This window comes from Streptomyces sulphureus DSM 40104, assembly GCF_000381025.1.
Taxonomy (GTDB): domain Bacteria; phylum Actinomycetota; class Actinomycetes; order Streptomycetales; family Streptomycetaceae; genus Streptomyces; species Streptomyces sulphureus.
Window position 1 is genome coordinate 98,102 of sequence record NZ_KB905824.1, and the last position, 26,125, is coordinate 124,226.

Consider the following 26,125-nt stretch of genomic DNA (forward strand, 5'->3'; position numbering starts at 1 on the left):
ATGTTCGACTCCCGGCACATCCGCACCTTCCACGAGGTGGTCCGCACCGGCTCCTACTCGGCGGCGGCGCGTGAACTCGGCTACACCCAGCCGGCGATCACCCAGCAGATGAAGGCGCTGGAGCGCTCCGTCGGGACACCGCTCTTCGTCCGCGCCGGCCGGCGGATGCGGCTCACCGAGGCGGGCGAGACGCTGGCGAGGCACGCCGGGGTGATCCTGGACAGCATCGCCGCCGCGCACCGTCAGATGTCGGCGCTCACCGGCCTGCGCTCCGGACGGGTGCGGGTGTGCGCCTTCCCGAGCGCCGCGGCGACGCTGGTGCCGGAGACGCTGGCGGCGCTCGCCGTCGAACACCCGGGCGTCCGCGTCGAACTCCAGGAGGGGGAGCCGCCGGAGACGCTGGAGAAGGTGGTGCGCGGCGAGTGCGACGTCACGCTCGCCTTCACCTACCCCGGGCTGCGCGAACAGGTCCCCGACGAGCTGGTGGAGATACCGCTCATGGAGGACCAGTTGACGGTCCTGATGCCGGCGGGGCACCCGATGGCGCGACGCCGCGCGGTGCGGCTCGCCGAGCTCTCGGAGGAGCGGTGGATCGCCGGCTGTCCGCGGTGCCGCGCCAACTTCCTCCACGAGTGCGCCGAGTTGGGCTTCGCGCCCGACATCGCCTTCACCACCGACGACAACCTGGTGATACAGAGCCTCGTCGCGGAGGGCCTCGGCGTCGCGATGATGCCGGGACTCGTCCTCGACTTCCTCGCCCACCGCAAGGTGACGGGCCGCGCCCTCGACCCCGCCTCGCGGCGGCGGGTGTGTGCGTACGTGCTGCGGGAGCACCTGGAGATCCCCGCGACGGCGCAGGTACTCGACGGCCTGCGGACGGCCGCCACCAACCGCGTGGGGTGCTGAGGTCCGCCCATAAGCAGAAGTGAAGTACGGGCGAAGGGACCGTCGTTGGACGCGCCCGCACGGCCTCGGCACGCTGCCGGCATGGTCTCCCCGAGCCGCACACTCGAAGCAGCGCACTCACCGGGCGGCGCGACGACGCCGCGCTCGGCCGCCCTCGTCGACGAGGTACGCGCGGTCGTCGGGCGCGGGCTGCCGCCGGACGCCACGGCACACCTCGTCGGCGAGGCGCTCGCGCCGCACCTGGGCGCCGACGACCTTCTCACGCCCGAGCAGCACGAGGGCGATCCGCACCGCTACCGCCAGCACCTCCTCCACGCCGAGCCGGACGGGAGCTTCTCCGTCGTCGCGCTGGTGTGGCTGCCGGGCCAGTCGACGTCGATCCACGACCACGTCGCTTGGTGCGTCACCGGCGTGCACCACGGCGAGGAGCACGAGCGTCGCTACCGGTTGCGGCCCGCCGAATCCGCGGCGGCGCAGGCGCGGTTGGTGCCGACGCAGGACGTGGTGAGCCCGACCGGCACCGTAGCTGGGTTCGCGCCACCCGGCGACATACACCGGGTGTGGAACGGCGGCACCGGGACGGCGATCTCCCTGCACCTCTATGGCGCCGACGTCTCCCGCCTCGGCAGCAGCGTCCGCCGCGTCTACGAACTCCCCGAGGCCCACGAGGGGCAGCCGAAGGCCGGGGCCTGATGGCCCTGCTCGGCGAACGGGCGGCCCGGCGGACGGGCGCCGAGCCGCCCGCACGGGACGCGCCGCGCGTCCCCTCCCGCCTGCCGGGGCTCGCCCTCACGGCCGTCGGCACCGCGCTCGCCTTCGCGCTGCACCTCGTGCTGCCGGCGCTTCCCGCGCTCACGGCCGCGCTCGTCCTCGGCGTCCTCGCCGCCCATCTGCCGGGCGCGCGCACGCTGGTGCACGGCCTCGCCGGGCCGGGCCTGACGTTCGCGGGCAAGCGCCTGATGCGGCTCGGCATCGTGCTCCTCGGTCTCAAGCTCAGCCTCTCCGACGTCCTCGGGCTCGGCTGGGCGACCGCCTGCATGGTCGTCGCCGTCGTGGCCGTGACGTTCTTCGGGACACTGTGGCTGGGGCGGCTGCTGCGCCTGCCGCGCGACCAACCGCTCCTCGTCGCCACCGGGTACGCGATCTGCGGCGCCTCGGCGATCGGCGCCGTGAGCGAGGTGCGCCGCAGCAGGGGCCCGGAGGCCGCGCGGGACACGGCCACCTCCATCGCACTGGTGACGCTCTGCGGCACCCTCGCCATCGCCGTACTTCCGCTGCTCCAGGGCCCGTTGGGGCTCGACGACGCCGAGTTCGGGCGCTGGGTCGGCGCGGGCGTGCACGACGTCGGGCAGGTCGTCGCCACCGCGCAGACGGCCGGGCCCGACGCGCTCGGGCAGGCGGTGCTGGTGAAGCTGGTCCGGGTGCTGATGCTCGCGCCGCTCGTCGCCGCCGTCGCCTTCGGTGTCCGCGCCCGCGTGCGCGCCGGGCGCGAGGTGCCGGCGGGGAGCGGGAAGCGTCCGCCGCTCGTACCGCTCTTCGTCGCCGGGTTCGCGGCGGCCGCCGCCGTCCGCACCACGGGGCTGCTTCCCGACGGGACGCTGGAGGCGGCGGGCACCGTGCAGGAAGTCGTCCTCGCCGCGGCGCTGTTCGGCCTCGGCAGCGCCGTCCACCTCCCGACGCTGGCGCGCACGGGGGTGCGCGTCGCCGCACTCGGCCTCGGCGCCTGGGTGGTGATCGGTGGGGTGTCGTACGCCGGGGTGGTACTCACCGGGTAGCGCATGCGGGCTGGTCACGGCGGCCCGTCGTCCGGGAGTGGCACACGTCGCCGAGGAGGGCGGCGGAGGCGCCCGAGCCGCGGCGCGCGTCCGGGGGCGAGCGCTTCCGGGCACGACGGCGAACCAGGGGGAGCGGACTCCCCCGCGGCCTCCGCCCGGCGGCGCGGGTAGGCTGTCGCGGTCGCCCGGTGCAGCGGCGCCGAGCGATGCGACTGCGACCAGCGACCCGTACGGAGACCGTGACTACCTCCCCCGCAACCACCAACCTCCCGCCCGCCTTTCCCGGGCGGGCGCCGTGGGGTACCGCAGGCAAGCTGCGCGCCTGGCAGCAGACCGCGATGGACGCGTACCTGGAGCGGCAGCCGCGCGACTTCCTCGCCGTCGCGACGCCGGGCGCCGGCAAGACGACCTTCGCGCTCAGCCTCGCCTCCTGGCTCCTCCATCACCACCACGTCCAGCAGGTGACGGTGGTGGCGCCGACCGAGCATCTGAAGAAGCAGTGGGCCGAGGCCGCGGCGCGGGTCGGCATCAAGCTCGATCCGGAGTACAGCGCGGGCCCGTTGAGCAAGGAGTACCACGGCGTCGCCGTCACCTACGCCGGCGTCGGCGTCCGCCCGATGCTCCACCGCAACCGCGTCGAGCAGCGCAAGACCCTCGTGATCCTCGACGAGATCCACCACGCGGGCGACAGCCGCTCCTGGGGCGAGGCGTGCCTGGAGGCGTTCGAGCCGGCCACCCGCCGACTCGCCCTCACCGGCACGCCGTTCCGCTCCGACACCAACCCGATCCCGTTCGTCGAGTACGCCGAGGACAGAGAGGGCCTGCGCCGCTCCGTCGCCGACTACACCTACGGCTACGGAGACGCGCTCACCGACGGCGTCGTCCGTCCGGTGATCTTCCTCTCCTACAGCGGCAGCATGCGCTGGCGTACGAAGGCCGGCGACGAGGTCGAGGCGCGCCTCGGCGAGCCCATGACCAAGGACGCCACCTCGCAGGCGTGGCGGACGGCGCTCGACCCGCGAGGCGAGTGGATGCCCTCGGTGCTCAGCGCCGCCGACCGCCGCCTGAGCGAGGTCCGCCGCGCCGTCCCCGACGCCGGTGGCCTGGTGATCGCGAGCGACCAGGACTCGGCCCGCGCCTACGCCAAGCTGCTCCGCGAGGCGAGCGGCGAGAAGCCGGTCGTCGTCCTCTCCGACGACGCCGGCAGCTCCGACCGGATCGAGGAGTTCCGGCACTCGAACGACCGTTGGATGGTCGCCGTCCGCATGGTCTCCGAGGGCGTCGACGTGCCGCGCCTTTCCGTCGGCGTCTACGCCACCACCGTCTCGACACCCCTCTTCTTCGCTCAGGCCGTCGGCAGGTTCGTCCGCTCCAGGCGGCGCGGCGAGACGGCCTCGGTCTTCCTGCCGACGGTCCCGACGCTGCTGAGCTTCGCGCACGAGATGGAGGAGGAGCGTGACCACGTCCTCGACAAGCCGGCGAAGGACGGCGGCGACGACCCGTACGAGGAGGAGGCCGACCTCCTGAAGGAGGCGGAGGAGGAGAAGGACGAGGACACCGGCGAGCAGGACCAACTCTCCTTCGAGGCACTGGAGTCGGACGCGGTCTTCGACCGGGTGACCTACGACGGCGCCGAGTTCGGCATGCAGGCGCACCCGGGCAGCGAGGAGGAGCAGGACTACCTCGGCATCCCCGGACTCCTCGAACCCGACCAGGTGCAGCTCCTCCTCCAGCGCCGCCAGGCCCGGCAGATCTCGCACAGCAGGAAGAAGCCCGACGACGAGGCCGACCTGCTGGAGATGCCGGCCGAGCGGCGGCCCGTCGTCACGCACAAGGAGCTGCTGGAGAAGCGGAAGCAGCTCAACACGCTCGTCGGCGCCTACTCCCACCAGAGCGGCAAGCCGCACGGCGTCGTCCACACCGAGCTCCGCCGCGCCTGCGGCGGTCCCGCGACGGCCGAGGCGACGGCGGGCCAGATCGATCAGCGGATACAGAAGGTCAAGGAGTGGGCGACGCGCATGCGTTGAGCCCGCGTGCTGACCAGGGAGGCGGCCCCGCCCGTCGGACGGCAGGCCCGCGACGCGTCGAGCGCCTGCACCCCGGCCCGGCGATGCCCTGCGTGTCCCGGGCGGCGGAGGGTGCGGCGACCGCACGGGCTACCGCAGCGCCTCGATATTCCCTGCAACAGCCGTTCTGCACAGGTAAGTTGAGTCCGCGTACGGGCCGCAAGCCAGGCGACTCCGCACGCTCCGCACGGGCCCCTGAGCAATTCCTGCCGTGTTTCGGGAGAGTTTCTGCCCGGATACTGGACAGGCCCTTCCGGAGGGCGGTGCGTGTCGATAGGTTTTCGCGTCACACACACGCCCCGTGGCAACGCCGCCGCGGAGCGCAACCGGTGGCGACCGTACGCAGCCCCGAGTCCCTACCGCCGCGACCGGCCGACGCCTGCGCCGGCGCTCGGGGCACCACCCGGGCCGGCGGCCTGCGACCGGTGCCAGGGGCGCCGCGACCACGGCCGCCGCAACTCACCCGAGGAGGGCGCTTCGTGACCGCGGAGACCTCTCAGACACTCGACAGGGGACTGCGCGTCCTCAAACTCCTCGCCGACACCGACCACGGCCTCACCGTCACCGAACTCTCCGGCAAACTCGGCGTCAACCGGACCGTCGTCTACCGCCTCCTTGCCACCCTCGAACAACACGCCCTGGTCCGGCGCGACCTCGGCGGCAGGGCCCGCGTCGGCCTCGGCGTGCTGCGGCTCGGACGGCAGGTGCACCCGCTCGTGCGCGAGGCGGCACTGCCCGCGCTCCGCGAGCTCGCCGAGGACGTCGGCGCCACGGCGCACCTCACCCTCGTCGACGGCACCGAGGCGCTCGCCGTCGCCGTCGTCGAGCCGAGCTGGACGGACTACCACGTCGCCTACCGCACCGGCTTCCGGCACCCGCTCGAGCGCGGCGCCGCGGGCCGGGCGATCCTCGCGGGACGCGGCCTCCGTGACGGCCCCGACCGCCAATTCGTCCTCACCCACGGAGAGTTGGAGGCCGGCGCGAGCGGCGCCGCGGCACCCGTGCTCGGGGTCGGCGGGATCGAGGGGAGCGTCGGGGTGGTGATGCTCTCCGAGGCGGTGAGCGAGGAGATAGGGGAGCGCGTGGTGCGCGCGGCGAAGGACGTGGCCGAGGCGCTGCGGTAGGGCGGCGCGCCCCGCGGTCGGGCGGCCGGCGGCGGATCGTCTAGATTGCCGGGGTGACCGAGAAGCAGCCCCGCAGCCTCCGCAACCTCGACCGCCGCACCCGCCTCGTCCTCTCCTTCCTCCCCGCACTCGCCCTGCTGCTCGCCGCCGTCCTCGCGCCGCTGCCGTTCGCGGTGGCGCAGCCCGGCATCACCGCCGATGTCCTCGGCGAGGAGAAGGGCAAGTCGGTGATCAGCGTCCCGCGCGACGAGGAGTCCGGTGAACAGGCGGCCGACGAGCAGGGCCGGTTGCTGCTGACCACGATCGCGGCGACGGCGCCCGAGGCGAGCGTGCGCATCGGCGACGTCGCGAGCGGGTGGTTCGACAGCAGGCGCGCGGTGATGCCGCGCGCCGCCGTCTACCCCGAGGGCGAGAGCGTCGAGGAGATCGAGGAGCACAACGCGAGCGAGATGAAGGACTCCCAGGACGCGGCGGTCGACGCGGCCCTGCGCCAGCTCGGCCGCGCCCCCGGCTCCGTCGACGTCACGCTGCGCCTCGCCGACGTCGGCGGGCCCAGCGCGGGACTGCTCTTCTCGCTCGGGATCATCGACAAGCTGGAGGGGGACGGCGCGGGAGGCAACCTCACCGGCGGACGTACCGTCGCGGGCACGGGCACCATCGACGGCCGGGGCAAGGTCGGCGCGGTCGGCGGCGTCCCGCTGAAGACGCAGGCCGCGAAGCGCGACGGTGCGAGCGTCTTCCTCGTCCCCAAGGCCGAGTGCCAGGAAGCCAGGGCCGAACTCCCGGACGGGCTGCGGCTGGTGCCGGTCGCCACGCTCGACGGAGCGCTGGACGCGCTGTCGAAGCTGCGCAAGGGCGAGAACATGCCGACGTGCTGAACTCCGGGGCCGCCGGGGTGGGGGAGCAGCGCGCCCTGACGTTGCGGCTCGTGCGGGTTCCTGTCGGGGGTCCGGGCGCGCGCTTCACACCGTCGAGCCCACGGTGGTGAGGAACCCGCGCATGTACCCGGCCACGGTGTCCAGGTGGCTTTCGAGCAGGAAGTGCCCGCCCCCGGGTACGAGACGGATCTCCGCGTCCGGCAGGTCCCTTGCGAAGGCGCGTGCTCCGTCCGGCCCGAAGATCTCGTCGTTGGCTCCCCAGACCGCGAGGAGCGGGACCTGGCGTTCCCGGAAGTAGGCGTGGAGCCGGGGGTAGAGGGATCGGTTGCTCGCGTAGTCGCGGAGCAGGGAGAGCTGCACGAGGTCGTTGCCGGGCCGGTTGACCTCGCGGTGGTCGACGGCCCAGGTGTCGGGGTCGACGAGCTCGGGCCGGTCCACTCCGTGGAGGTACTGCCACCGGATGGCGTCGAGCGAGAGGGCCGCGCGGACGGGGGGTTCGGTTTCGGGACCCGGGTTCTCGGAGTACGCCCACACGGGGTCCCAGAACTCCGGTACGAAGCCGTCCTCGTAGGCGTTGCCGTTCTGCGTGACGATCGCGGTGACGGCTTCGGGGGAGCGCAGGGCCAGCCGCCAGCCGATGGGGGCGCCGTAGTCCTGGACGTACAACGCGTAGCGGGCGGCGTCGAGTTGGGCGAGAAGCTCCTCGGTGATGTCGGCCAGCGAGTCGAAGGTGTAGGGGAAGGCTTCCGCGGGCGGGGCGTCGGAGTTCCCGAAGCCGAGGTGGTCCGGGGCGATGACGCGGAAGCGGTCGGCCAGCGCCGGGACGAGACGGCGGAACATGCGGGAGCTGGAGGGGAATCCGTGCAGGAGCACGAGCGCGGGCGCTTCTCCGGCCCCTGCCTCGCGGTAGAAGACGCGGTGTCCCTGCACCGTCGCGTAGCGGTGGCGCACCTCAACCATGGCTAACCCCTTCAGATCTGTGGGCAGGTTATCCCTCGGTGGCCAGTAGACCGTCCTGGGGGTAACCTGTCAAACCACTTGATAGGGTTAGCTGAAGGGAGGGCGTCGTGCTGGAGGAACAGGCCCTGATGGAGGCGCTGAACAGCACCCCCGTCGCCGACGGCCGCCGCCGGGACCTGTGGCGCGACGACCGCGAGCTGGACAACTGGGCACAGGAGCACGGGGGTTGCGGCGGTGACGCGGAACGCCGCTGGCTGCGCACCGCCAGGGACGCGCTCCAGGCCGCGGAGACGGGCGCGTCGGCGCAGCCCCGACTGCGCCGGGTCCTCGCCGGCGTGCGCAAGGTCCCGCGGCCCGGCCCGTCGGGCGTCGACTGGGAGTTGGAGATCCCGCCCGACCGCAGGCTCGCGGTGGAACTCGTCCTCGCCTGGGCGGACGTCAACGAGCGTCTCCCGGGCCGCCTCCGCCCGTGCGAGAACCCCGAGTGCCGCCTCTTCCTCCTCGACCGCAGCCGCGCCAACTCCGCACGCTGGTGCTCGATGAAGACCTGCGGGAACCGCCTCAAGGCCCGCCGTCATCAGGCGCGGGCGCGCGGGGGTTCGGGCGGTGGGTGAGGGCCTGCGGGGCTCACCCCGAAAACCGGCGATCGCCGCAGGGATGCGCGGGAGCGGGTCCGACGCGGTGACGAAGCCGTCGCCGTCATGGACGACCCACCGGCCACGCGCGTTCCGCTCCGAGCGGTTCCGGGCGCATGCGGCGGAGCCCGTTGTGCGCGGCTGGCGTCCGGGCGCTCCGTGGCCGTCACGGGACGGGTGGCCAACGCGCTCTCAACGGCCGCATGTGCAACGGCAGGCCCGGAGGCGTTCGGTGGGGCGGAGGAGGTAGAGGTGGCCGTCGTCGAGGTGGAGGACTCGACCGCGGCCCGAGCTGCCGGGGGTGTAGAGGCCGACGATCGTGGACCAGCGTCCGCCGTGTAGGACGCGGTCGCCGCTGCGGAGGTCGAACGGGCCGGTTTTGTCAGGGAGTTCGTACCAGCCGGTGCGGGTCATGGTGGGGTTCCTGGAGATCGGTGTTCGGGTCGCGGTCGGCACGGCGCTTTCCGTCGGAGTGAGGGCACGGTGTCGGGTGAGGGTGTTGCGGCTGTCGTCCGGGTGCCTCGTGCTCCCGAGCCGGAGATTCGGAAGTCGACGCCGGGGGAGCGTTCCTGTCCGAGCTTGAAGACGGCTGCGTGGGCACGTCGTTCACAGCTCGAAGGCGTGGTTGGGACGGGTGGGCTGCTGTCCGGTGGATCAAATGCTGGGCAACTAGAACGAGTTGGACGGATGTCAGCTCGTAGCACCGGTGTCGGTTGCCCGGGCGCCGCAGGCTGCGCATCGCACGGCCCCGGAGCACGGCCCGGCGTCGGGCTCTCCGTCGCGTGGCGGATCGGCATGGACGGTCGCGGGCGGCCCTGCGCCAGCCACAGCAACCGGAACGGCAGCCGCGTCGAGGATGTCGGTGACGCGGCGCTCGTACGACACCAGGCGGCACGGCCCGGCAATCCGTATCGGCCACCGGCGTCGAGAGGGCGCTCGTCAGGTGCAGGCAGCGGGGAGTTCGCCGCGCCCCGCCGCTCCGAGTCGGCCACGAGGCAAGCAGGAGTCCCACGGCGAGGCGTGCGCCCGCAGGTCCTCGCCGGGCTCAGGACGAGGCCACCCGTCCCGCGGTAGACGGCTCGAGAGCGGCCGCGTCCAGGTGGTGGCGGAGCCACTCGGCGACGAGCTCCAGCAGGTACGCGTCGACCGGTTCGCGCATCAGGCGACGGTACGAGTTCGGGGCGGGGCGTTCGGGGTCGCGCCGCAGGAGGTGGGTGAGGTCGGGGATGCGGAAGGTCTCCGCGCCGCCGGGTACGAGCCGGGCGATCCGATCGAGGTCGGCCGGGTCGACCTGGAGGTCCTTGGCGCCGGTGACGGCGAGGACGGGGGTGTGGATGGCGGCGAGGTCGTTCCGGGAGTCGTGGGCGAGCACCTCGCGCACCCAGCGGGCATTGACCTTGACTCCGGCGACGCGCGCCACGTCCGTACGGGTCTTCTTCAGCCGCGCGAGACCCCGGTTGCCCAGTGCTCCCAGCGGCCGGCTCAGCAGCCGGACGGGAGCGGGCATGCTCGCGACCATGGCGCGGCCCTGCCAACGGAAGGCGTCCGCGCCCAGGTTGGCGAAGCCGGCGAGCAGCACCGTCGCCCGTACGTCGGTCCGGGCGGCCAGTGCCATGGAGTGCAGGGAGCCCTCGCTGTGGCCGATCAGGCCGACCGCGTCCGCACGTATGTCGGGCCTGCCGGACAGGGCGCGCAGCGCAGCGGCGGCGTCCAGGCGGTTGCCGTGGAAGCTGCTCCTCCGCCAGTCGCCCGGGGTGGCGCCGGTGCCGCGTCGGTCGTAGCGCAGGGTGGCGATGCCCCGGGCGGCGAGGGCTTCGGCCACCGGCTGCGCCAGGTTCATGGGGAGCTTCGGTGCGTTGCCGTCGCGGTCGAGCGGGCCGGAGCCGTGGAGCAGCAGGACGGCCGGGTGCGGTCCCGGGCCGGGGGGCAGCGTCAGGGTGCCGGCCAGCGGGGTTCCGTCGTCCGCGGTGACAGCCATGTCGATGTCGGGCAAGGCTTCGCCTCTTTCGTCTCGCGCCTCATTCGTTCGCAACAACGAGAACGTTATCAGATTTGAGATTATGAGGACGGTGCGAGTCTCGCCAGGTTCGGAAGCGCCCCGAGTCCTGGCCGTAGCAGGTGAGTTGACCACCGTGGGGCTACGGGAAACTGCCGGGCGTCTTGCCGTGAGCAGACGTCCGCACCTGGCCGTGCCGGAGGCCGTGCGGGCAGAGGAGAAGGCAACCGGCACAGCACCATGGGCAGGTGGCGCAAGCAACCGCGAACGCGCGGCCTCAGGGGAGTTGGTCCGACAAAAACGCCACCGCGCCCGCACGTCGTCTCCCGTGCGGGGGCGGTGGCGCCGGTGTTGCGGAACCCCTACCCGATGAAGCCCTCCTCCTTCATCCAGTCCAGCGCCACCGTGTGCGGGTCCTCGCCGTCGACGTCGACCCTGGCGTTGAGCTCCTGTGCCACGTCGTTGTCGAGCTTCTTGGTGACCGGTGCCAGTACCTCGCGGATCTGCGGGTACCGCTTGAGCGTCGCGGTGTTGATCTCGGGTGCCGCGTTGTAGTTGGGGAAGAACTTGCGGTCGTCCTCCAGGAGCTTCAGGTCGAGGGCCTTGATGCGGCCGTCGGTCATGAAGACCTCACCGAAGTTGCAGGACGTGCCCGCTGCGGTCTGCGTGTAGACGACGCCGCCGCTCATCTTGGACACCTGCGAGGACGGGATCTTCATGCCGTAGGCGCGTGCCATGCCCCTGAGGCCGTCCTCGCGCGAGGCGAACTCGTTCTCGGAGCAGACGGTGACGGCCGACGGGTCCTCCTTCTCGAGCTTCGCCATGTCGGAGAGCGTGTGCACGTCGTACTTCTTCTGCACCTGCTCGTTGACGGCGATCGCGTAGGTGTTGTCGAGCGAGGAGGGCGGAAGCCAGGTGAGGCCCTCCCGTGCGTCCTCGTCCCGTACGGCCTCCCACTGCTTGTGCGGGTCGACGATCGGCTTGGTGTGGCCGAGGTAGGTGATCCAACTGGTGCCGGTGTACTCGTACATGCCGTCGGCGGTGCCCGAGCGTACGGCCTCGCGGGCACCGATGGAGCCCTGGATGCTCGTCCGGTCGACGACCTCGGCGCCGGCCGCCTTGAAGGCGATCCCCATGATCTGGCCGAGGACGATCTGCTCCGTGAACTCCTTCGAGGTGACGGTGAGTTCGGCGCCCTTGAGCGGCTTGCCCTTGCCGATCTTCCCCGGTCGGAGGGAGTCGGTCATCGGGCTGCCGCTGACGAGGCCGCACCCGCTGAGCGTCAGCGCTCCGGCGAGCGCGAGCGCCGGGGGCGCACAGCGGCGTGCGCGCCGTGCGCCGGCGGCCCGTGTCCTCGTGGCGGAGACGCCCCGTGTCAGGCCGCGCATCAGGATGCTCCCTCCAAGCCACGCGGACGCAGCAGTAGTTCGGCGAGTGAGGCCAGCCAGTCGACGAGCAGCGCCAGCGCGACGGTGAGCACGGAGCCGAGGAGCAGCACCGGCATCCGCTGGTTGGTGATCCCGTCGGTGATCAGGTCGCCGAGGCCGCCGCCCCCGCCGAAGGTGGCGAGCGTCGCGGTGCCGACGTTGAGGACGAGCGCGGTGCGCACCCCGCCGAGGATCAGCGGTACGGCGAGCGGCAGTTCGATCCGCGTGAGCACGGCGAGCGGCGACATGCCGATGCCCTTCGCCGCCTCCAGCAGCGCGGGGTCGTTGGCGCGCAGCCCGGCGATGGTGTTGGCGAGGACCGGCAGGATCGCGTAGATGACGATGCCGATGATCGCCGTCTTGGCGCCGATGCCGAGCCAGATGACGAGGAGGATCAGCAGGCCGAGCGAGGGGACGGCCTGTCCGAGGTTGGCGAAGAGCATCGCGAACGGCGCGATCCGCGAGACCTTGCCGCGGGTGAGGGCGATGCCGAGCGGGATCGCGATGATCAGCACGAAGAAGGTGGAGATCACCGTCAGTTGGACGTGTTGGAGCAGCCGGACCTGTACGTTGCCGCCCGAGATCGAGTTCTGTGCCACGGCGTCGAGTTCGGCCCCGCGGAACCAGAGCCAGGTGGCGAGCAGCAGCAGCGCGATGGCCCCGGGGAGGACGGTCAGCTTCGGCCAGGTGAGACGGGCGAGCGGCTTGTCCTCGGCGGGGACCTCGGCGAGTGCCTCGTCGTCCCCGAGGTCCTCGACGCCGTCGCGCTCGTGCTTCAGCGACTCCAGCAGCTTCCGGTCCCCGCGGGAGTCGCCCCCGGAGCCTGAGCGGTGGTCGTGCGGGGCGTTCACGAGGAACCCTCCTCGGCCGCCTGCTCCTCCAACTGGTGCTGGTGCTCGATCGCCTCCATGCGGTCCTCGTCGAGGAGTTCGTGGACGGAGTTCATCAGCGTGGTCATGTCGACGACGCCGGTGTACTCGCCGCGCCGCCCGGTGACGGGAACCCGTCCCGCGTTGTCGGTGAGCACGGCCTCCAGCGCATCGCGCAGGGTGGCGTCGCGCGTCACCGTGTCGTTGACGGGGGTGCCGGCGCGGGCGAGCGAGCCCTTGGCGCGCATCAGGTCGCCGCGGCGCAGCCACTTGTAGGGGCGGCGGTGTTTGTCGAGGAGGAGCACCTCGTTGCCCTGGCCCGCGTCGAGGAGGCTGAAGATCGAGCGGAGCGGCTGGTCGAAGGTGGCGACGGGGACCTCGCCGACGTTCACGTCGCGCACGCGCGTCAGGTTGAGCCGCTTGAGCGCGGCGCCCGCGCCGACGAAGCCGGAGACGAAGTCGTCCGCGGGGTTGGTGAGGATCGCCTCGGGGGTGTCGAACTGCGCGATGTGCGACTGCTCGCGGAGGACGACGATCCGGTCGCCGATCTTGATCGCCTCGTCGAAGTCGTGGGTGACGAAGACGATCGTCTTCCGCAACTCGTGCTGGAGCCGGATGAGTTCGTCCTGGAGATGGTCGCGGGTGATCGGGTCGACGGCGCCGAACGGCTCGTCCATGAGGAGCACGGGCGGGTCGGCCGCGAGGGCGCGGGCGACGCCGACGCGCTGCTGCTGGCCGCCGCTGAGCTGCCGCGGGTAGCGCTGCTGGAACTCCGCCGGGTCGAGCCCGACGAGGTCGAGCATCTCCTCCACGCGCGCCTTGATCCGCGCCTTCTTCCAGCCGAGCATCTTCGGCACGGTCGCGATGTTCTGGGCGACCGTCATGTGCGGGAAAAGCCCGGACTGCTGGATGGCGTAGCCGACGTTGCGGCGGAGCTTCACCGCGTCCATGTCGGTGACGTCCTCGTCGTTGATCTTGATGCGTCCCGAGGTCGGCTCGATCAGCCTGTTGATCATCTTCAGCAGCGTCGTCTTGCCGCCGCCCGAAGGGCCGACGAAGATCACCGTCTCGCCGGCCTCGATCTCCAGGCTGACGTTGTCGACGGCGGGCTCCGTCGCGCCCGGGTACGTCTTGCTCAGCGACTCCAGGCGGATCGTTGCGCCGGTCGTCCGGCCGTCGCCGCCGTTAAACGGCTGCTCCTGTGCGGAGTCTCCGCTTTCGGTCGTGGTGGACGGGGTGTCAGGCACGAATCCCCCTCGGGATGGTCAGGCGTCCGATGAGGACGTAGGCGCCGTCGAAGAGCAGCGCGAGGATGACGATGCCCAGCGTCCCCGCGAGGACCTGGTTGAGTGCGTTGGCGCTGCCCAGCGAGGCGACCCCGCGGAAGATGAGGTTGCCGAGCCCCGGGCCCGAGGCGAAGGCGGCGATCGCGGCGATCCCCATGAGCATCTGCGTGGCGACGCGGATGCCGGTGAGGATCGGCGGCCAGGCGAGCGGCAGTTCGACGCGGAGCAGCCGGCCGACCCGCGACATCCCCAGTCCCTTGGCCGCGTCGACGAGCGCCGGATCGACGCCGCGCAGCCCCACGATGCAGTTGCGCACGATCGGCAGCAGTCCGTACAGCGTCAGCGCGATGACGGTCGGCGTCACACCGAGTCCCACGATCGGGATCAGCAGACCGATCAGCGCGAGCGAGGGGACGGTGAGGATCGCTGACGTCGTCGAGGTGGCGAGGTTGCCCGCCCACTCGGTGCGGTAGGTCACCACCCCGAGCAGCACGCCGATGACGGTGGCCGCGACCATGCACTGGAAGACGGCGCTTGCGTGCTGGTACGAGTCCGCCAGTAGCTGCGCATATCTGTTGCTCACGTACTCCCAGAAGTTCACTCGGCCCTCTCCTCGGTCATCCGGTTCGTGCGATCGACCGGGGGCTGCGGCTCCGTGCCCCCCGCGGCCTGACGGACCAGCGGGACGATCCTGAGCGGTACCGGGTTCTCCATGACGATCGCCGTGGAGGCCCTGACGATGCCACCAAAGCCGACGACCCGGTCGATCACACGCTGGAGATCCGCGTTGGAGCGGGCCACCAGGCGGCAGAGCATGTCGCCCTGTCCAGTGATGGTGAGCAGTTCCAACACCTCGGGCACGCCGCTGAGGTGCTCGCGGACGTCGGCGCCCTGGCCCTGCTTGATCTCCAACGTTGCGAAGGCGGTGACCGGGTAGCCGAGGGCCGCCGGATCGACGTCGGGACCGAAGCCGCGTACGACTCCGCTCGACCGGAGGCGGTCGAGTCGTGCCTGCGCCGTTCCGCGCGCGACGCCGAGACGGCGGGACGCCTCGAGGACGCCTATCCGCGGCTCGTCGGCGAGGAGTTCGAGCAGTCGACCGTCGAGCCGATCGATACCCATGGCTTACCTCTCAGTAATTATTTCGGAGTTGGCGATTTTACGCCTGTGCATGTTGTGCAGATCGACCGACACATCCGTCACCGAGTTGGTCAGAGTGTCCAGCTCAAGTGCGAAGTGTTGCGCACCTTGTGGAGTGGCGTCACCCTGCGGGCATGGCAGATACGACGCAGCAGACGCGGTCTCAGACACCCCAGACCACCCCTCAGACCCCTGCGAGCGCCCGGGAGGCCGACCCCTTCCCGGTTCGCGGGATGGACGCCGTCGTCTTCGCCGTGGGCAACGCCAAGCAGGCGGCGCACTACTACTCCACCGCCTTCGGCATGCACCTCACCGCCTACGCGGGACCCGAGAACGGCAGCCGGGAGACGGCCAGTTACGTACTGGAGTCCGGCTCGGCGCGGTTCGTCTTCACCTCGGTGATCAAGCCGTCCAGCGACCACGGCCGCTTCCTCGCCGAACACGTCGCCGAGCACGGCGACGGCGTGATCGACCTCGCCATCGAGGTACCGGACGCGCGCGCCGCCTACGCGTACGCCGTCGAGCACGGGGCGCGCGGGCTCCAGGAGCCGTACGAACTCAAGGACGACGACGGCACCGTGGTCCTCGCGTCGATCGCCACCTACGGCGAGACCCGGCACACGCTCGTGGAGCGCTCCGGCTACAGCGGCGCCTACCTGCCGGGGTACGCGGCGGCCGAGCCGCTCGTGCGCCGCTCGGCCGACTCGCCGAAGCGGTTCTTCCAGGCCGTCGACCACTGCGTCGGCAACGTCGAACTCGGCCGCATGAACGAGTGGGTGGAGTTCTACAACAAGGTGATGGGCTTCACCAATATGAAGGAGTTCGTCGGCGACGACATCGCCACCGAGTACTCCGCGCTCATGTCCAAGGTCGTCTCGGACGGCACCCGGAAGGTGAAGTTCCCGATCAACGAACCGGCGGTCGGGAAGAAGAAGTCGCAGATCGACGAGTACCTGGAGTTCTACGGCGGCCCGGGCGTGCAGCACATCGCGCTCGCCACCAACGACATCGTGGCGAGCGTCCGCGCGATGCGCGAGGCGGGCGTCCAGTTCCTCGACGTCCCCGACTCCTACTACGAGACCCTCGGCGAGTGGGTCGGCGAGACCCGTGTGCCCATCGAGGAGTTGAAGGAGCTGAAGCTCCTCGCCGACCGGGACGAGGACGGCTACCTGCTCCAGATCTTCACCAAGCCGGTCCAGGACCGCCCCACCGTCTTCTTCGAGATGATCGAGCGGCACGGCTCCCTCGGCTTCGGCAAGGGCAACTTCAAGGCCCTCTTCGAGGCGATCGAGCGTGAGCAGGAGCGCCGCGGCAACCTCTGACGGCGGCCCACGCACCGCCGTACGGCGGGGGGTTGCGGCTCTCAGCGGCACGGAAGAAGGGGCGGGCGCACCGTGCGCCCGCCCCTTCGTGTGCCCCTGGCGCCGCACAAGGCGCATCCCGATGCGAACGGAGCTGCGCGGGTGGCGGCCGGACTTCAGGGAGCTGGTCCGGTTCTTGTTCGTTCTGGTGCGGTCGTGGAGCTTGCCCTTGCTCGGCAAGATGTCGGCCCCCCCCGCATATATATCGTGCCTCGATATATGCTCGATGCATGACACGACGGAACCCGTCCCTGACGGAACCGCAATACTTCATACTTGCTGCGCTCATGGACGGACCGTTGCACGGATACGCCATCATCAAGGCCGCTGAGCAGGCCACCGACGGACGGCTCCGGATCGCTGTCGGCACTCTCTACGGCGCGCTGGAGCGGATGGAGCGGGCCGGGCTGGTGGCCGCCGGCGACGAGGAGATCGTCGACGGGCGGGCGCGGCGCTACTACCGGCTCACCGAGGACGGCACCGAGGCGCTCGGCCGGGAGGCGCTGCGGATGCAGCAGGCGGCGGCCCTCGTCCTCGGACGCCCGGGGAATGCCGGGGCAGCCCCGGCATGAACCGTCTGCTGCTTGCGGCCTACCCCGAGCCCTACCGGTCCCGGCAGGGAGAGGAGTTGCTGGCCTGCCTGGCCGAGGCGTATCCCGGCCGCTCCTGGCCCCCGCCGCGGGAGGTGGTCGCCTTGGCGCGCGCCGGGGTGCAGGCCCGCGCGCGTGCCGTCGTCGACGACACGTCTCGGCCGTGGTGGCTGGACGGCATCCATCTGACCGCGCTCCTCCTCGCCGCGCTGGCGCTGGTGCCGTACCTGCAGGACGTGTGGCACTGGGCACTGCACATCGATCCCGGCCGGCATGCCATCGCCTTCCGCTTCTCCGGCTGGTACCCGTGGGCGCAAGGTCCCGGCACGCGGACACGGCTCCTGCCCTACGGGCTGCTTCCGCTGGTCTGCCTGATCGCCCTGCTGCGCGGAAAGCCGTGGATCGCCCTGCCGGCGGCGGCAACGATGATCTACGCAGGCGCCACGTTCAACAGCAGTACGTTCTTCGGCGACGAGGGCAAGGCGGGCCTGGGCTACTACGGCCTCGGCGCCCCGATAACGGCCCATGACCTGGTGCTGTCCGGGGCACTGTGCACCGCGTGCGCCGTGCTGGCGGCCTGCCGTCCCGGCCGGCTGCGGCGCCACTCCTACCGTTGGCTGATCCCCGTCGTGCTCGCCATGTTCCTTGCCGGGGGCCTGCACATCATCTCCGTCAGTCCGGCCTTCCAACGCGGTCTGTTCGCCCTCGAAGTCGCCGCGCTGATCGCCGCTTGGGCGGCGACGGCCGCCACCGGCGACTACCGGTGGCTGATCCCCGTCGCGGCGGTCGCGTTCGTCCGCACGCAGGCGATCGTCATCCGGCCGGACGGGTTCATGCAGTCCCTGCCGGACCTGGTCGTCCTCCTCCTGCTGATCGCGCCCCTCCCGGTCCTGGCGATCGCCGCCCAGCGCCGCCAGAGCCGGGCGCTCCTCGAATAGGAGCAGACCCCGGTAGGCCGCCCGGCCTGTCGGCCAGCCTCGCACCCGAAGCGGTGCGTGACCGCACTGCTCCCCACGAAGAACAGAGAGGGCAATGACGCAGCGAGACCCGTCCACGTCTTCGGGCCCCGGCCAGGCCCCGGGAACCGCGGCCGAATCCAACCCCGCGCGGGGGATACGGCTACGGGTCTCGGCCCCGCTGTGCCTCCTGGCGTTCCTGGCGGTCTACCTGGTCGCTGTCTGCACCCCGTTCGGGCAGCGGACCGAGAACGCCCTGTTCAGCGGGTACGGTGCCAAACCGGCGTGGATCTACGACTGGTCGGGGGCGGCGTACGGGTCGTCGGCCCTGCCACCCCTGGAACAGACCGCGATGCCCACCCTGCTCGTGGGCATCGCGGCCATCGCGGCCGTCACTCTGGTACGCAGATGCTGGTGGCAAGGCTGCGCGGCGATCGGGATCGTCATGGCCACGCTCGGGAGCAAGGAGCTCACGAGGATGATCCTGCCCCGCCCCGATCTGGTGGGCGCGCGCGTCTCGCTCATCGAGGCGAGCTTCCCCAGTGGACACGTGGCCATCCCCGCCGGGCTGGCCCTCGGCGCCGTCCTCGTCGCCTCCCCCCGCGTCCGCCCCTACGTCACCGCAGTCGGCATGCTGTGGCTCGCCGTCACCGCCGGCGCCGTCCAGGCCACCTACCATCACCGGCCCAGCGACGTACTGGGCTCCGCACTGCTGGCCTGCGCCTGCTACAGACTCGCGGTCCGGTTGCTGCCACCGGTCCACGCGCCCGGCGGCGCGCGGCGCCTTCGTGCGCTGCCGACGGTCGCCCTGGCACTGTCAGCCGCCGGCGCGCTCGTCGCCGGCGCGCGGGACGACTCCGTCACGCAGTCGCTGGTCTTCGCGGCAGCCGCCTTCCTGTGCGCGGCCCTTTTCTGGTCCGCTTCCGGTCCACGACAGCGGACGGGCCTGCGCGGGGCTGAACACCCGGCCGCGGACCGGCGCGTCCCGGCGCAGCGGCGGTCCGACGCCACTCCTCGGTCGTAGAAGCCGGCGGGCCGCGCTCCCGCCCGGCGCAGCAACCGGACGACACATCGGCGCAGGGCGGACGTCGACCGAGGCGGCGCTAGAGCCCGTACTCCTCCAGCAGCCGCAGCCACACCTCGCTCGTCGTGGGGAAGGCGGGCACGGCGTGCCAGAGGCGGTCGAGGGGGACCTCGCCGACGACGGCCACCGTCGCCGCGTGGATGAGCTCGCCGACCTCGGGCCCCGTGAAGGTGCAGCCGAGGACCACCGAGCGGTCCTCGTCGACGACGAGCTTGGCGTGCCCGGTGTAGCCGTCCTCGGCGAGTGCGGCGCCGGCCACGTCGCCCATGGCGTACTCGACGGCGCGGACGGAGAAGCCGCGCTCGCGCGCCGTCGCCTCGGTGAGGCCGACGGAGGTCGCCTGCGGGATGGTGAAGAGGACCTGCGGGACGGCCGCGTGGTCGGCGGTGGCCGCCCAGCGGCTCCAGGGCGCGGGCTCCACTTCGCGTCCGGCCGCGCGGGCGACGATCGCGTCGGCGCAGGCGCGCGCCTGGTACTTGCCCATGTGCGTCAGGAGATTGCGCTGGTTGACGTCGCCCGTCGCGTAGAGCCAGCCGCCGTCGACGGCGGTCACCCGGCAGGAGTCGTCGACCTGGAGCCCCTCGCCGGCCGCCAGGCCGACGTTGCCGAGGCCGAGGCGGTCGGTGCGGGGGCGGCGCCCCGTCGCGACGAGGACCTCGTCGCACTCCAGGGTGGTGCCGTCGTCCAGCTCCAGGGTCGCGCCGCCGTGCGCGCCGCGGCTTGCGCGCGACGCCTGCACGCCGGTGCGCACCCGGACGCCCGCCTCCTGGAGACCGGCTGCGACGTCCGCGCCGACGAACGGCTCCCACCCGGTGAGCAGCGCCTCGCCGCGCACCACCATCGTCACCCGGGAGCCCAACGACGCCCACATGGCGGCGAGTTCGCAGCCGACGGGCCCGCCGCCGATCACCGCGAGCCGCTGCGGGGGCGAGCCCGCGGCCGTCCCCTCGCGGTTGGTCCAGGGGGACACCTCGTCGAGCCCGGTGACGGGCGGGACGACGGCGGAGCTGCCGGTCGCGAGGACGACGGCGGTGCGCGCGGCGACCGTCTCCGGCGCGCCCTCACCGCTGACGCGGAGCAGCTTCTCGCCGATCAACTCGCCCCACCCACGGAGCAGTTCGATCCCCGAGCTGCGAATCCAGTCGGCCTGTGCGTCGTCCCGCCAGTCGGAGACGAAGCTGTCGCGCCGGGAGAGTGCGGCCCTGGTGTCCACCCGGTCGCGGACGGCGCCCCGCGCCCCGTCGACCGAGCGGGCCGCGGCGAGCGCGGCGGGCGGGCGCAGCAGCGCCTTGCTCGGAATGCACGCCCAGTACGAGCACTCGCCGCCGGCGAGTTCGCCCTCCACGATGGCGGCGCTCATGCCGGCCTTGACGACGCGGTCGGCGACGTTCTCCCCGACCGGGCCTGCCCCGATGACGACGACGTCGTAGGTGCGTGTTGCGGAGTCGGTCGAGTCCATGCGCTGGCGTCCTCGCTGGTCCGCGGCGGCCTGCGGCCGGCCTGGGCGGCGCGGACGAACCGGTACGACGGCCCGCCGCTCTCCTACGGCTCCCCATGCTAGGAGCGCGCCGCGCACCCCGCCCGGTGTGGGACGTCGACGGGGTTCCCGCCCGGTGCGGCGGCTGCCACCCTGACCGGATGAGCCTGCTGATCGAGCGCCTCAGGGAAGCGATCCCCACCGAAGCCCTGCTCACGGACCCGGACGTCACCAGCAGTTACGCCCACGACATGGCCGGGTTCTGCCCCGCCGGCACCCCCGCCGCCGTGGTGCTGCCGCGGACGGTCGAGCAGGTGCAGCATGTGATGCGCACCGCCACCGAATTCGGCATCCCCGTCGTCCCGCAGGGGGCGCGGACGGGGCTCTCCGGGGCTGCCAACGCCGACGAGGGGTGCCTCGTCCTCTCGCTCGTACGGATGGACCGGATTCTCGAGATTTCGCCCGTGGAGCGGATCGCCGTGGTGGAGCCCGGGGTCGTCAACGCGGTCCTCTCGCGCGCCGTCGCCGAGCAGGGCCTCTACTACCCGCCCGATCCGTCGAGTTGGGAGATGTGCACGATCGGCGGGAACATCGGCACGGCCTCCGGCGGGCTCTGCTGCGTCAAGTACGGAGTGACGGCCGAGTACGTGCTGGGGCTCGACGTCGTCCTCGCCGACGGGCGGCTGCTGCGTACGGGGAAGCGGACGGCGAAGGGCGTCGCGGGATACGACCTCACGCGGCTCTTCGTCGGCTCGGAGGGGAGCCTCGGCGTCGTCGTACGGGCGACGCTGGCGCTGCGGGCAGCCCCGCCGCGGCAGTTGGCGATGGCGGCCGAGTTCCCCTCGGCGGCCGCCGCCTGCGACGCCGTGTGCCGGATCACCGAGGCCGGATTCACGCCGTCCCTGCTGGAGTTGATGGACCGCACCACACTCCGCGCCGTCAACGAGCACACCAGGATGGGCCTCCCCGAGACGACGGAGGCGCTGCTCCTCGCCGCCTTCGACACGGCGGAGCCGGGCGCCGACCTCGCCGCGGCCGGTGAGCTGTGCACGGCGGCCGGCGCGAGCAGCGTCGTCCCGGCGGACGACGCCGCCGAGTCGGAGCTGCTCCTCCAGGCGCGGCGGGAGGCGCTGCCCGCGCTGGAGCGGCTCAAGGGCACCACGATGATCGACGACGTCTGCGTGCCGCGCGCCGCGCTGGGCGCGATGATCGACGGCGTCGCGAAGATCGCCGAGCGGTACGACCTCACCATCGGCCTCTGCGCGCACGCGGGTGACGGCAACACCCACCCGAACGTCTGCTTCGACGGGACCGACGAGGACGAGGCGGCGCGGGCGCGGGCCTCCTTCGACGAGATCATGGAGCTCGGCCTGCGCCTCGGCGGCACGATCACGGGCGAGCACGGCGTCGGGGTGCTGAAGAAGGAGTGGTTGGCCCGCGAACTCGGCCCGGACGCACTGGAGTTGCAGCGCGGCGTCAAGGCCGTCTTCGATCCGCTGGGGCTGCTCAACCCGGGCAAGCTGTTCTGAGGGCGGCGGCCGCCGCTCCGGCCGCCGCCGTCGGCGTCAGGCCGCGTCGAGCCGCACCATCAGCGTCTGCCGGGCGTTGGCGATGAACGACTCGGTCGCGGCCTCGTTGCGCGGGTCGTCGGTGAGGGCGAGGTCGGGGAAGCGGTCGAAGAGCGCGGGGAGGGCGATGCGGCCCTCCAGCCGGGCGAGCGGGGCGCCGACGCAGAAGTGGACGCCGTGGCCGAAGGAGAGGTGGTCGGTGCGGGTCGGGCGGTCGAGGTCGAAGGTGTCGGCGTCGGGCCCGTGGTGCTCCGGATCGCGGCCCGCGCCTGCGTAGTTGGCGAGGATCGCCTCGCCGGCGGGGATCACGGTGCCGTCGTCGAGCTCGATGTCCTCGACGGCGTACCGCAGGGGGAGGTTGGCGATGGGGGGCTGGTGGCGCAGGGACTCCTCGATGGCGTCGTCCCAGGTGCGCTCGCCGCTGCGTATTCGCGCCAACTCCCCCGGATTCTCCGCGAGGTTGCGGATCGCGTGGTGGAGGAGGTTGACGGTGGTCTCGTGGCCGGCGCCGATCATCAGGAAGAGGGTGTCGAGGAGCTCCTGCTCGCTGAGGCGGGAGCCTTCGCCGTCGCGGGCGGCGAGGAGCGCGGTGGTGAGGTCCTCGCCGGGGGTCTCGCGCTTGGCCGCGGCGAGGTCGGACATCACGCGCATCAGCGTCGCCATGTGCCCCTGCGCCTCCTCCGAGCTCGTGGAGGTGGCGAAGAGCGCGTCGACGGAGGTGCGGAGCGGCTCGCGGTCGTGCTCGGGGACGCCGTACAGCTCGCAGATGACGGTGATCGGCAGCGGGTAGGCGAAGCCCTCGCGGAGGTCGACGGGCCCCGGCTGCGCGGCGTCGAGGTCGTCGAGGAGGCGGGCGGTGATCTCCTCGATCCGCGGGGCGAGCCGCTCGGTGCGGCGCGGGGTGAACGCCTGGCTGACGAGGGTGCGCAGGCGTCGGTGGTCGGACCCGTAGGCGGTGAACATGTTCTCCACGCCGACCCAGCTCATCAGCGACCAGTCGGCGGGGACCTCGCCGTTGCGGAAGGCCGTCCAGTGCTGCCGCGGGTCCTTGGAGACCCGCTTGTCACCGAGCAGGCGTTTGAGGAGGGCGTGGCGCCCTACCGACCACGCCACCACTCCGCCAGGGAGTTCCACACGCGCCGCAAGCCCCTGGGTGCGGAGGGCTGCTGCCTCGCCGTGGACGTCGCCTCCGAGCGGGTCGAGTCGTACGGGCTCGGCGTCCGCTGAGGCGTGGAAGGGGCAGTTGCGGTCGTCGACGGTTGCCATGGGGCGTGTCCTCCTGCACTTCCGTACGGGTCTGCGGTCGCATCCTGCGGTCGGACGGGCTGTGGGGGGAAGACCACCGGCAGGGCGGAGAGCCCTCGCTGGTAGGGACCTGGGCGCCAGGACAACTGGGGCCGGGGGGTCGCGAGTTCGATGTCGGGGAGCCGGTCGAGCAGGACCTCGACGGCGACGCTCGCCATCATCATCGCCACCGACCAGGCCGGGCACTCGTGCGGTCCTGCGCTCCAGGCGAGGTGTGCGCGGTAGCCGGAGTCGCCCGTGCCGCCCGTCGCGTCGCCGCGGAGCGCCTCGTCCTGGTTGCAGGAGCCGAAGGAGACCATCACGGGCTCCCACGCGGGGAGGAGGATGCCGTCGATCTCCAGGTCGCGCACGGGGTAGTGGGTCGCGTAGTTGGCCATCGGCGCGTAGTCGAGGAGCGTCGTCTCCAGGGCCTCCGCGATGCGCTGGCTGCCGGAGAGGAGGCGCCCGTACGAGCTGTCGTCGCTGAGGAGCTGAAGGAGGGTGGAGGCGATGAGGTTCTGCTCGGGCTCGGTGCCCGCGCCCATCACCAGCAGCAGTTGGTTGATGATCTCCGAGTCGTCGTCGTTGCTCGACGGGTGCGCGAGGAGCCACGAGGCGACGTCCTCGCCCGGCTCGCGGCGCTTCCGGGCGACCAACTCCTGCCACGTCGCGCTGAGTTCGACATTGGCCTGGGCCGCCTCGGGGCCGCCGTCGAAGACGGTCGCGGTGAGCTGCTGGATGCGGAGGCCGAGGTCGTCGGGGACGCCGAACATCGCGAAGAACATCTGGAGGGGCAGCACCCCGGCGTACTCGCCCATCAGGTCGGCCTCGCCGCGCTCGGCGAAGGTGTCGACGAGGCGGTCGGCCGTCTCCCTCGCGGTGCGGCGCAGTATCGGCGGGTCGAGTCGGCCGAGGCTGTCGCGGACGGCGGTGCTGAGCCTGCGGTGCTCCTCGCCGTCCTCGTAGAGCGCGTTGGGCCGCACCCGCATCATCTCCAGCACCGGCGGCATGGGGAGGCCCTGCCGCTCGCGCGCCTCGAACCAGGGGCCCGAGTTCTTGCTCATCTCCGGGTGGTGGAGGACCTTCAGCGCGGTGTGGTAGCGGACGACGAGGGAGACCTCGACGTCCTCGTGGACCCGCGCCCTGACGATCGGTGCGGTCTCCCGCGCACGCGCGTAGAGCGGCGCCGGGTCCTGGGTGAACTCCTCGCCGTAGAGCAGGAGCGGCGCCTGGTCGTCCGGACCCGCGCCGGGGACGGCGGGTGCGTCTTGCTGGGTCACACGGTCTCCTGGAGGGCGTGCGGGCGGCGGTTGCGGTCCTTCAGGTGGAGCACGAGACTCACCAACGCGTCGCGGGAGGAGGTGCGTTCGCGTGCGTCGCAGGTGAGGAGCGGGGTGTCGGGGTCGAGTTGGAACGCCTCCTTCAGCTCCTCGGCGTCGTACGCCTCGTTGCCGTCGAACTCGTTGACGGCGACGACGTACGGGAGGCCGAGCGCCTCCAGGCGGTCCATCGCCTGGAAGGAGTCCTCCAGCCGCTCGGTGTCGGCGAGGACGACGGCGCCCAGCGCACCGCCCGTCATGTCGTCCCAGAGTGGCTGGAAGCGCTGCTGGCTCGGGGCGCCGAAGAGGTAGGCGATCAGGTCGGGTTGGAGGGTGATGCGCCCGAAGTCCATCGCCACCGTGGTCTCCGTCTTGCCCATGCGGCGCAGCTTGTCGATGTGCTCGCCCGCCTGGGTCATCGGCTCGTCCGTGGTGAGGGGTTCGTAGTCGGAGAGCGACCTGATCATGGTCGTCTTGCCGACGCCGAGCGGACCCACCACCACGAACTTGACGAGGGTGATGTCCCCTTCGGGCAGATGCGGTACGGAGCGGCCGGTGGGCGGCGCGTCAGAGGTTTCGGAGTCCATCCAGCACTCTCTCCAGCAGCGCGTCGGTCTGCTGAGCGTAGGCGGGGGCGAAGAGGTCTGTGGGCGGTTGCGGTGCCTGCGCCGTGACCAGGCCGCCGTCCACGAGGTCGGAGACGACGACCTTGGTGACGCTCACCGGTAGCGAGAGCTGCGCGGCGATCTCGGCGACGGTGAGGCCGCCGTCCTGGCAGATCGCCACCACCCGCTCCTGTTCCGGGCTGAGTTCGGTGGGCGGCAGCGCCACCGGCGGCGACGGTACGTTCCGCACCCGCACCACGGTGATGAGGTCCAGCGTGTTGCGGGTGGGCCGGGACCGGCCGCCGGTGACGGCGTAGGGGCGAACCAGCCGGGGCGCGCGGTCTGGCCGTGCGCCGGGGTTCACGACGGTGCGTCCGCGCCGCGCCTGGGCGTCGCCATCTGCTCGCCCAGACGCAGCACGCAGGTGTGGGCGGCCGTGGTGAGCGCGGCGAGATCGACGTCGCGGTCGGCCCGTACGGCGAGGAAGCTCTGGTCGCCGGCGCCGACGATCATGAGGAACCCGCCCTGGTAGGAGTTGATCGTCTCCTCCCAGGTGCCCTCCTCGCCGCTCATGGCGCGCTGCGCGTAACTGCGGGCCAGCGCCTGGATGCCGGAGGCCGCGGCAGCCATCGGCTCGGCGTCCGCCGTCTCCAGCTCCTTGGAGTGCGCCCGCCTGATGCCGTCGCCGGAGAGGAGCACGGCGGCGCGCGTGCCGGGGACGGCGTCGACGAGTTGCTGGTCGAGAATCCAGCCCAGGTCGTTCTCGACGTCGTATCGGGGGGTCTCACGGGACGTTCGGGAGGTCATGGTCGCTGTGTC

26 protein-coding genes are annotated in these 26,125 nt (G+C 72.0%); 12 read left to right on the forward strand and 14 right to left on the reverse strand.

Annotation, left to right across the window (positions count from 1 at the left end; all coding sequences use genetic code 11):
• From F603_RS0126705 to F603_RS0126730, 6 genes are all read left to right on the forward strand, one after another.
• Positions 1-906, forward strand: a complete 906-nt coding sequence (locus F603_RS0126705; protein WP_019549004.1) for a LysR family transcriptional regulator — start codon at positions 1-3, stop codon at positions 904-906.
• Positions 907-987: 81 nt separating this feature from the next.
• Positions 988-1,599 (forward strand): cysteine dioxygenase family protein, encoded by a 612-nt coding sequence (locus F603_RS33030; protein WP_019549005.1) that lies wholly within the window; start codon positions 988-990, stop codon positions 1,597-1,599.
• Complete coding sequence (locus tag F603_RS0126715; RefSeq protein WP_019549006.1) at positions 1,599-2,681, forward strand: YeiH family protein; 1,083 nt, start codon at positions 1,599-1,601, stop codon at positions 2,679-2,681. Before F603_RS33030 ends, F603_RS0126715 begins: the two co-directional genes overlap by 1 nt.
• 206 nt (positions 2,682-2,887) lie before the next feature.
• Positions 2,888-4,708 carry a DEAD/DEAH box helicase gene (locus F603_RS0126720; protein WP_078503765.1) on the forward strand — a complete coding sequence of 607 codons (1,821 nt, stop codon included), beginning with the start codon at positions 2,888-2,890 and terminating at the stop codon, positions 4,706-4,708.
• A gap of 518 nt (positions 4,709-5,226) precedes the next feature.
• A complete protein-coding gene (locus F603_RS0126725; RefSeq protein ID WP_019549008.1) occupies positions 5,227-5,871 on the forward strand; it encodes an IclR family transcriptional regulator in 645 nt (214 codons plus the stop codon).
• Between the two features lie 53 nt (positions 5,872-5,924).
• Positions 5,925-6,749 (forward strand): S16 family serine protease, encoded by an 825-nt coding sequence (locus F603_RS0126730; RefSeq protein WP_019549009.1) that lies wholly within the window; start codon positions 5,925-5,927, stop codon positions 6,747-6,749.
• 84 nt (positions 6,750-6,833) lie between these two features.
• On the opposite strand, the gene F603_RS0126735 is transcribed toward F603_RS0126730, so the two are convergent.
• A complete protein-coding gene (locus F603_RS0126735) occupies positions 6,834-7,709 on the reverse strand; it encodes an alpha/beta fold hydrolase (protein WP_019549010.1) in 876 nt (291 codons plus the stop codon).
• Between the two features lie 107 nt (positions 7,710-7,816).
• On the opposite strand from F603_RS0126735, the gene F603_RS0126740 reads away from it, so the two are divergent.
• Complete coding sequence (locus F603_RS0126740) at positions 7,817-8,323, forward strand: CGNR zinc finger domain-containing protein (RefSeq protein WP_019549011.1); 507 nt, start codon at positions 7,817-7,819, stop codon at positions 8,321-8,323.
• Positions 8,324-8,536: 213 nt separating this feature from the next.
• Here the strand turns inward: F603_RS0126740 and F603_RS0126745 are convergent, their stop codons facing one another.
• The 7 genes from F603_RS0126745 to F603_RS0126775 form a co-directional block, all read right to left on the reverse strand.
• Entirely contained in the window at positions 8,537-8,758 is a 222-nt protein-coding gene (locus F603_RS0126745) for a hypothetical protein (RefSeq protein WP_019549012.1), read from the reverse strand.
• Between the two features lie 631 nt (positions 8,759-9,389).
• Positions 9,390-10,337 carry an alpha/beta hydrolase family protein gene (locus F603_RS0126750; protein ID WP_019549013.1) on the reverse strand — a complete coding sequence of 316 codons (948 nt, stop codon included), beginning with the start codon at positions 10,335-10,337 and terminating at the stop codon, positions 9,390-9,392.
• 365 nt (positions 10,338-10,702) lie between these two features.
• Positions 10,703-11,728: a glycine betaine ABC transporter substrate-binding protein gene (locus tag F603_RS0126755; protein WP_019549014.1), complete on the reverse strand. Its 1,026-nt coding sequence runs from the start codon at positions 11,726-11,728 to the stop codon at positions 10,703-10,705.
• Positions 11,728-12,618, reverse strand: a complete 891-nt coding sequence (locus tag F603_RS0126760; RefSeq protein ID WP_019549015.1) for an ABC transporter permease — start codon at positions 12,616-12,618, stop codon at positions 11,728-11,730. The genes F603_RS0126755 and F603_RS0126760 overlap by 1 nt, the downstream gene beginning before the upstream one ends.
• Positions 12,615-13,883 carry an ABC transporter ATP-binding protein gene (locus F603_RS0126765; RefSeq protein WP_019549016.1) on the reverse strand — a complete coding sequence of 423 codons (1,269 nt, stop codon included), beginning with the start codon at positions 13,881-13,883 and terminating at the stop codon, positions 12,615-12,617. The genes F603_RS0126760 and F603_RS0126765 overlap by 4 nt, the downstream gene beginning before the upstream one ends.
• Positions 13,876-14,523 (reverse strand): ABC transporter permease, encoded by a 648-nt coding sequence (locus F603_RS0126770; protein WP_019549017.1) that lies wholly within the window; start codon positions 14,521-14,523, stop codon positions 13,876-13,878. The genes F603_RS0126765 and F603_RS0126770 overlap by 8 nt, the downstream gene beginning before the upstream one ends.
• On the reverse strand, positions 14,520-15,044 hold the full coding sequence (locus F603_RS0126775; protein ID WP_019549018.1) for an Lrp/AsnC family transcriptional regulator: 525 nt from the start codon (positions 15,042-15,044) through the stop codon (positions 14,520-14,522). Before F603_RS0126775 ends, F603_RS0126770 begins: the two co-directional genes overlap by 4 nt.
• 251 nt (positions 15,045-15,295) lie before the next feature.
• On the opposite strand from F603_RS0126775, the gene hppD reads away from it, so the two are divergent.
• The 4 genes from hppD to F603_RS33035 all read left to right on the forward strand — a co-directional run bounded on the left by hppD (position 15,296) and on the right by F603_RS33035 (position 18,993).
• Positions 15,296-16,384, forward strand: a complete 1,089-nt coding sequence (gene hppD, locus F603_RS0126780; RefSeq protein WP_019549019.1) for a 4-hydroxyphenylpyruvate dioxygenase — start codon at positions 15,296-15,298, stop codon at positions 16,382-16,384.
• Between the two features lie 269 nt (positions 16,385-16,653).
• Complete coding sequence (locus F603_RS0126785) at positions 16,654-16,995, forward strand: PadR family transcriptional regulator (RefSeq protein WP_026328741.1); 342 nt, start codon at positions 16,654-16,656, stop codon at positions 16,993-16,995.
• Positions 16,992-17,951, forward strand: a complete 960-nt coding sequence (locus F603_RS0126790; protein ID WP_019549021.1) for a hypothetical protein — start codon at positions 16,992-16,994, stop codon at positions 17,949-17,951. The genes F603_RS0126785 and F603_RS0126790 overlap by 4 nt, the downstream gene beginning before the upstream one ends.
• Before the next feature lie 94 nt (positions 17,952-18,045).
• Positions 18,046-18,993 carry a phosphatase PAP2 family protein gene (locus F603_RS33035; RefSeq protein ID WP_019549022.1) on the forward strand — a complete coding sequence of 316 codons (948 nt, stop codon included), beginning with the start codon at positions 18,046-18,048 and terminating at the stop codon, positions 18,991-18,993.
• A 79-nt stretch (positions 18,994-19,072) separates the two neighbouring features.
• On the opposite strand, the gene F603_RS0126800 is transcribed toward F603_RS33035, so the two are convergent.
• Positions 19,073-20,512 (reverse strand): dihydrolipoyl dehydrogenase family protein, encoded by a 1,440-nt coding sequence (locus F603_RS0126800; protein WP_019549023.1) that lies wholly within the window; start codon positions 20,510-20,512, stop codon positions 19,073-19,075.
• Between the two features lie 179 nt (positions 20,513-20,691).
• Here F603_RS0126800 and F603_RS0126805 point away from each other — a divergent pair, with 179 nt between their 5' ends.
• Complete coding sequence (locus F603_RS0126805; RefSeq protein WP_026328742.1) at positions 20,692-22,059, forward strand: FAD-binding oxidoreductase; 1,368 nt, start codon at positions 20,692-20,694, stop codon at positions 22,057-22,059.
• Between the two features lie 36 nt (positions 22,060-22,095).
• Here the strand turns inward: F603_RS0126805 and F603_RS0126810 are convergent, their stop codons facing one another.
• The 5 genes from F603_RS0126810 to F603_RS0126830 are packed head-to-tail and all read right to left on the reverse strand — an operon-like array spanning position 22,096 to position 26,113.
• A complete protein-coding gene (locus tag F603_RS0126810; protein WP_019549025.1) occupies positions 22,096-23,211 on the reverse strand; it encodes a cytochrome P450 family protein in 1,116 nt (371 codons plus the stop codon).
• Positions 23,196-24,662 carry a cytochrome P450 family protein gene (locus F603_RS0126815; RefSeq protein ID WP_019549026.1) on the reverse strand — a complete coding sequence of 489 codons (1,467 nt, stop codon included), beginning with the start codon at positions 24,660-24,662 and terminating at the stop codon, positions 23,196-23,198. Before F603_RS0126815 ends, F603_RS0126810 begins: the two co-directional genes overlap by 16 nt.
• Positions 24,659-25,288: a GTP-binding protein gene (locus F603_RS0126820; protein WP_019549027.1), complete on the reverse strand. Its 630-nt coding sequence runs from the start codon at positions 25,286-25,288 to the stop codon at positions 24,659-24,661. The genes F603_RS0126815 and F603_RS0126820 overlap by 4 nt, the downstream gene beginning before the upstream one ends.
• On the reverse strand, positions 25,269-25,670 hold the full coding sequence (locus F603_RS0126825) for a DUF742 domain-containing protein (protein WP_019549028.1): 402 nt from the start codon (positions 25,668-25,670) through the stop codon (positions 25,269-25,271). Before F603_RS0126825 ends, F603_RS0126820 begins: the two co-directional genes overlap by 20 nt.
• Positions 25,667-26,113, reverse strand: a complete 447-nt coding sequence (locus F603_RS0126830; RefSeq protein WP_016908452.1) for a roadblock/LC7 domain-containing protein — start codon at positions 26,111-26,113, stop codon at positions 25,667-25,669. Before F603_RS0126830 ends, F603_RS0126825 begins: the two co-directional genes overlap by 4 nt.
• Positions 26,114-26,125 lie beyond the last annotated feature (12 nt).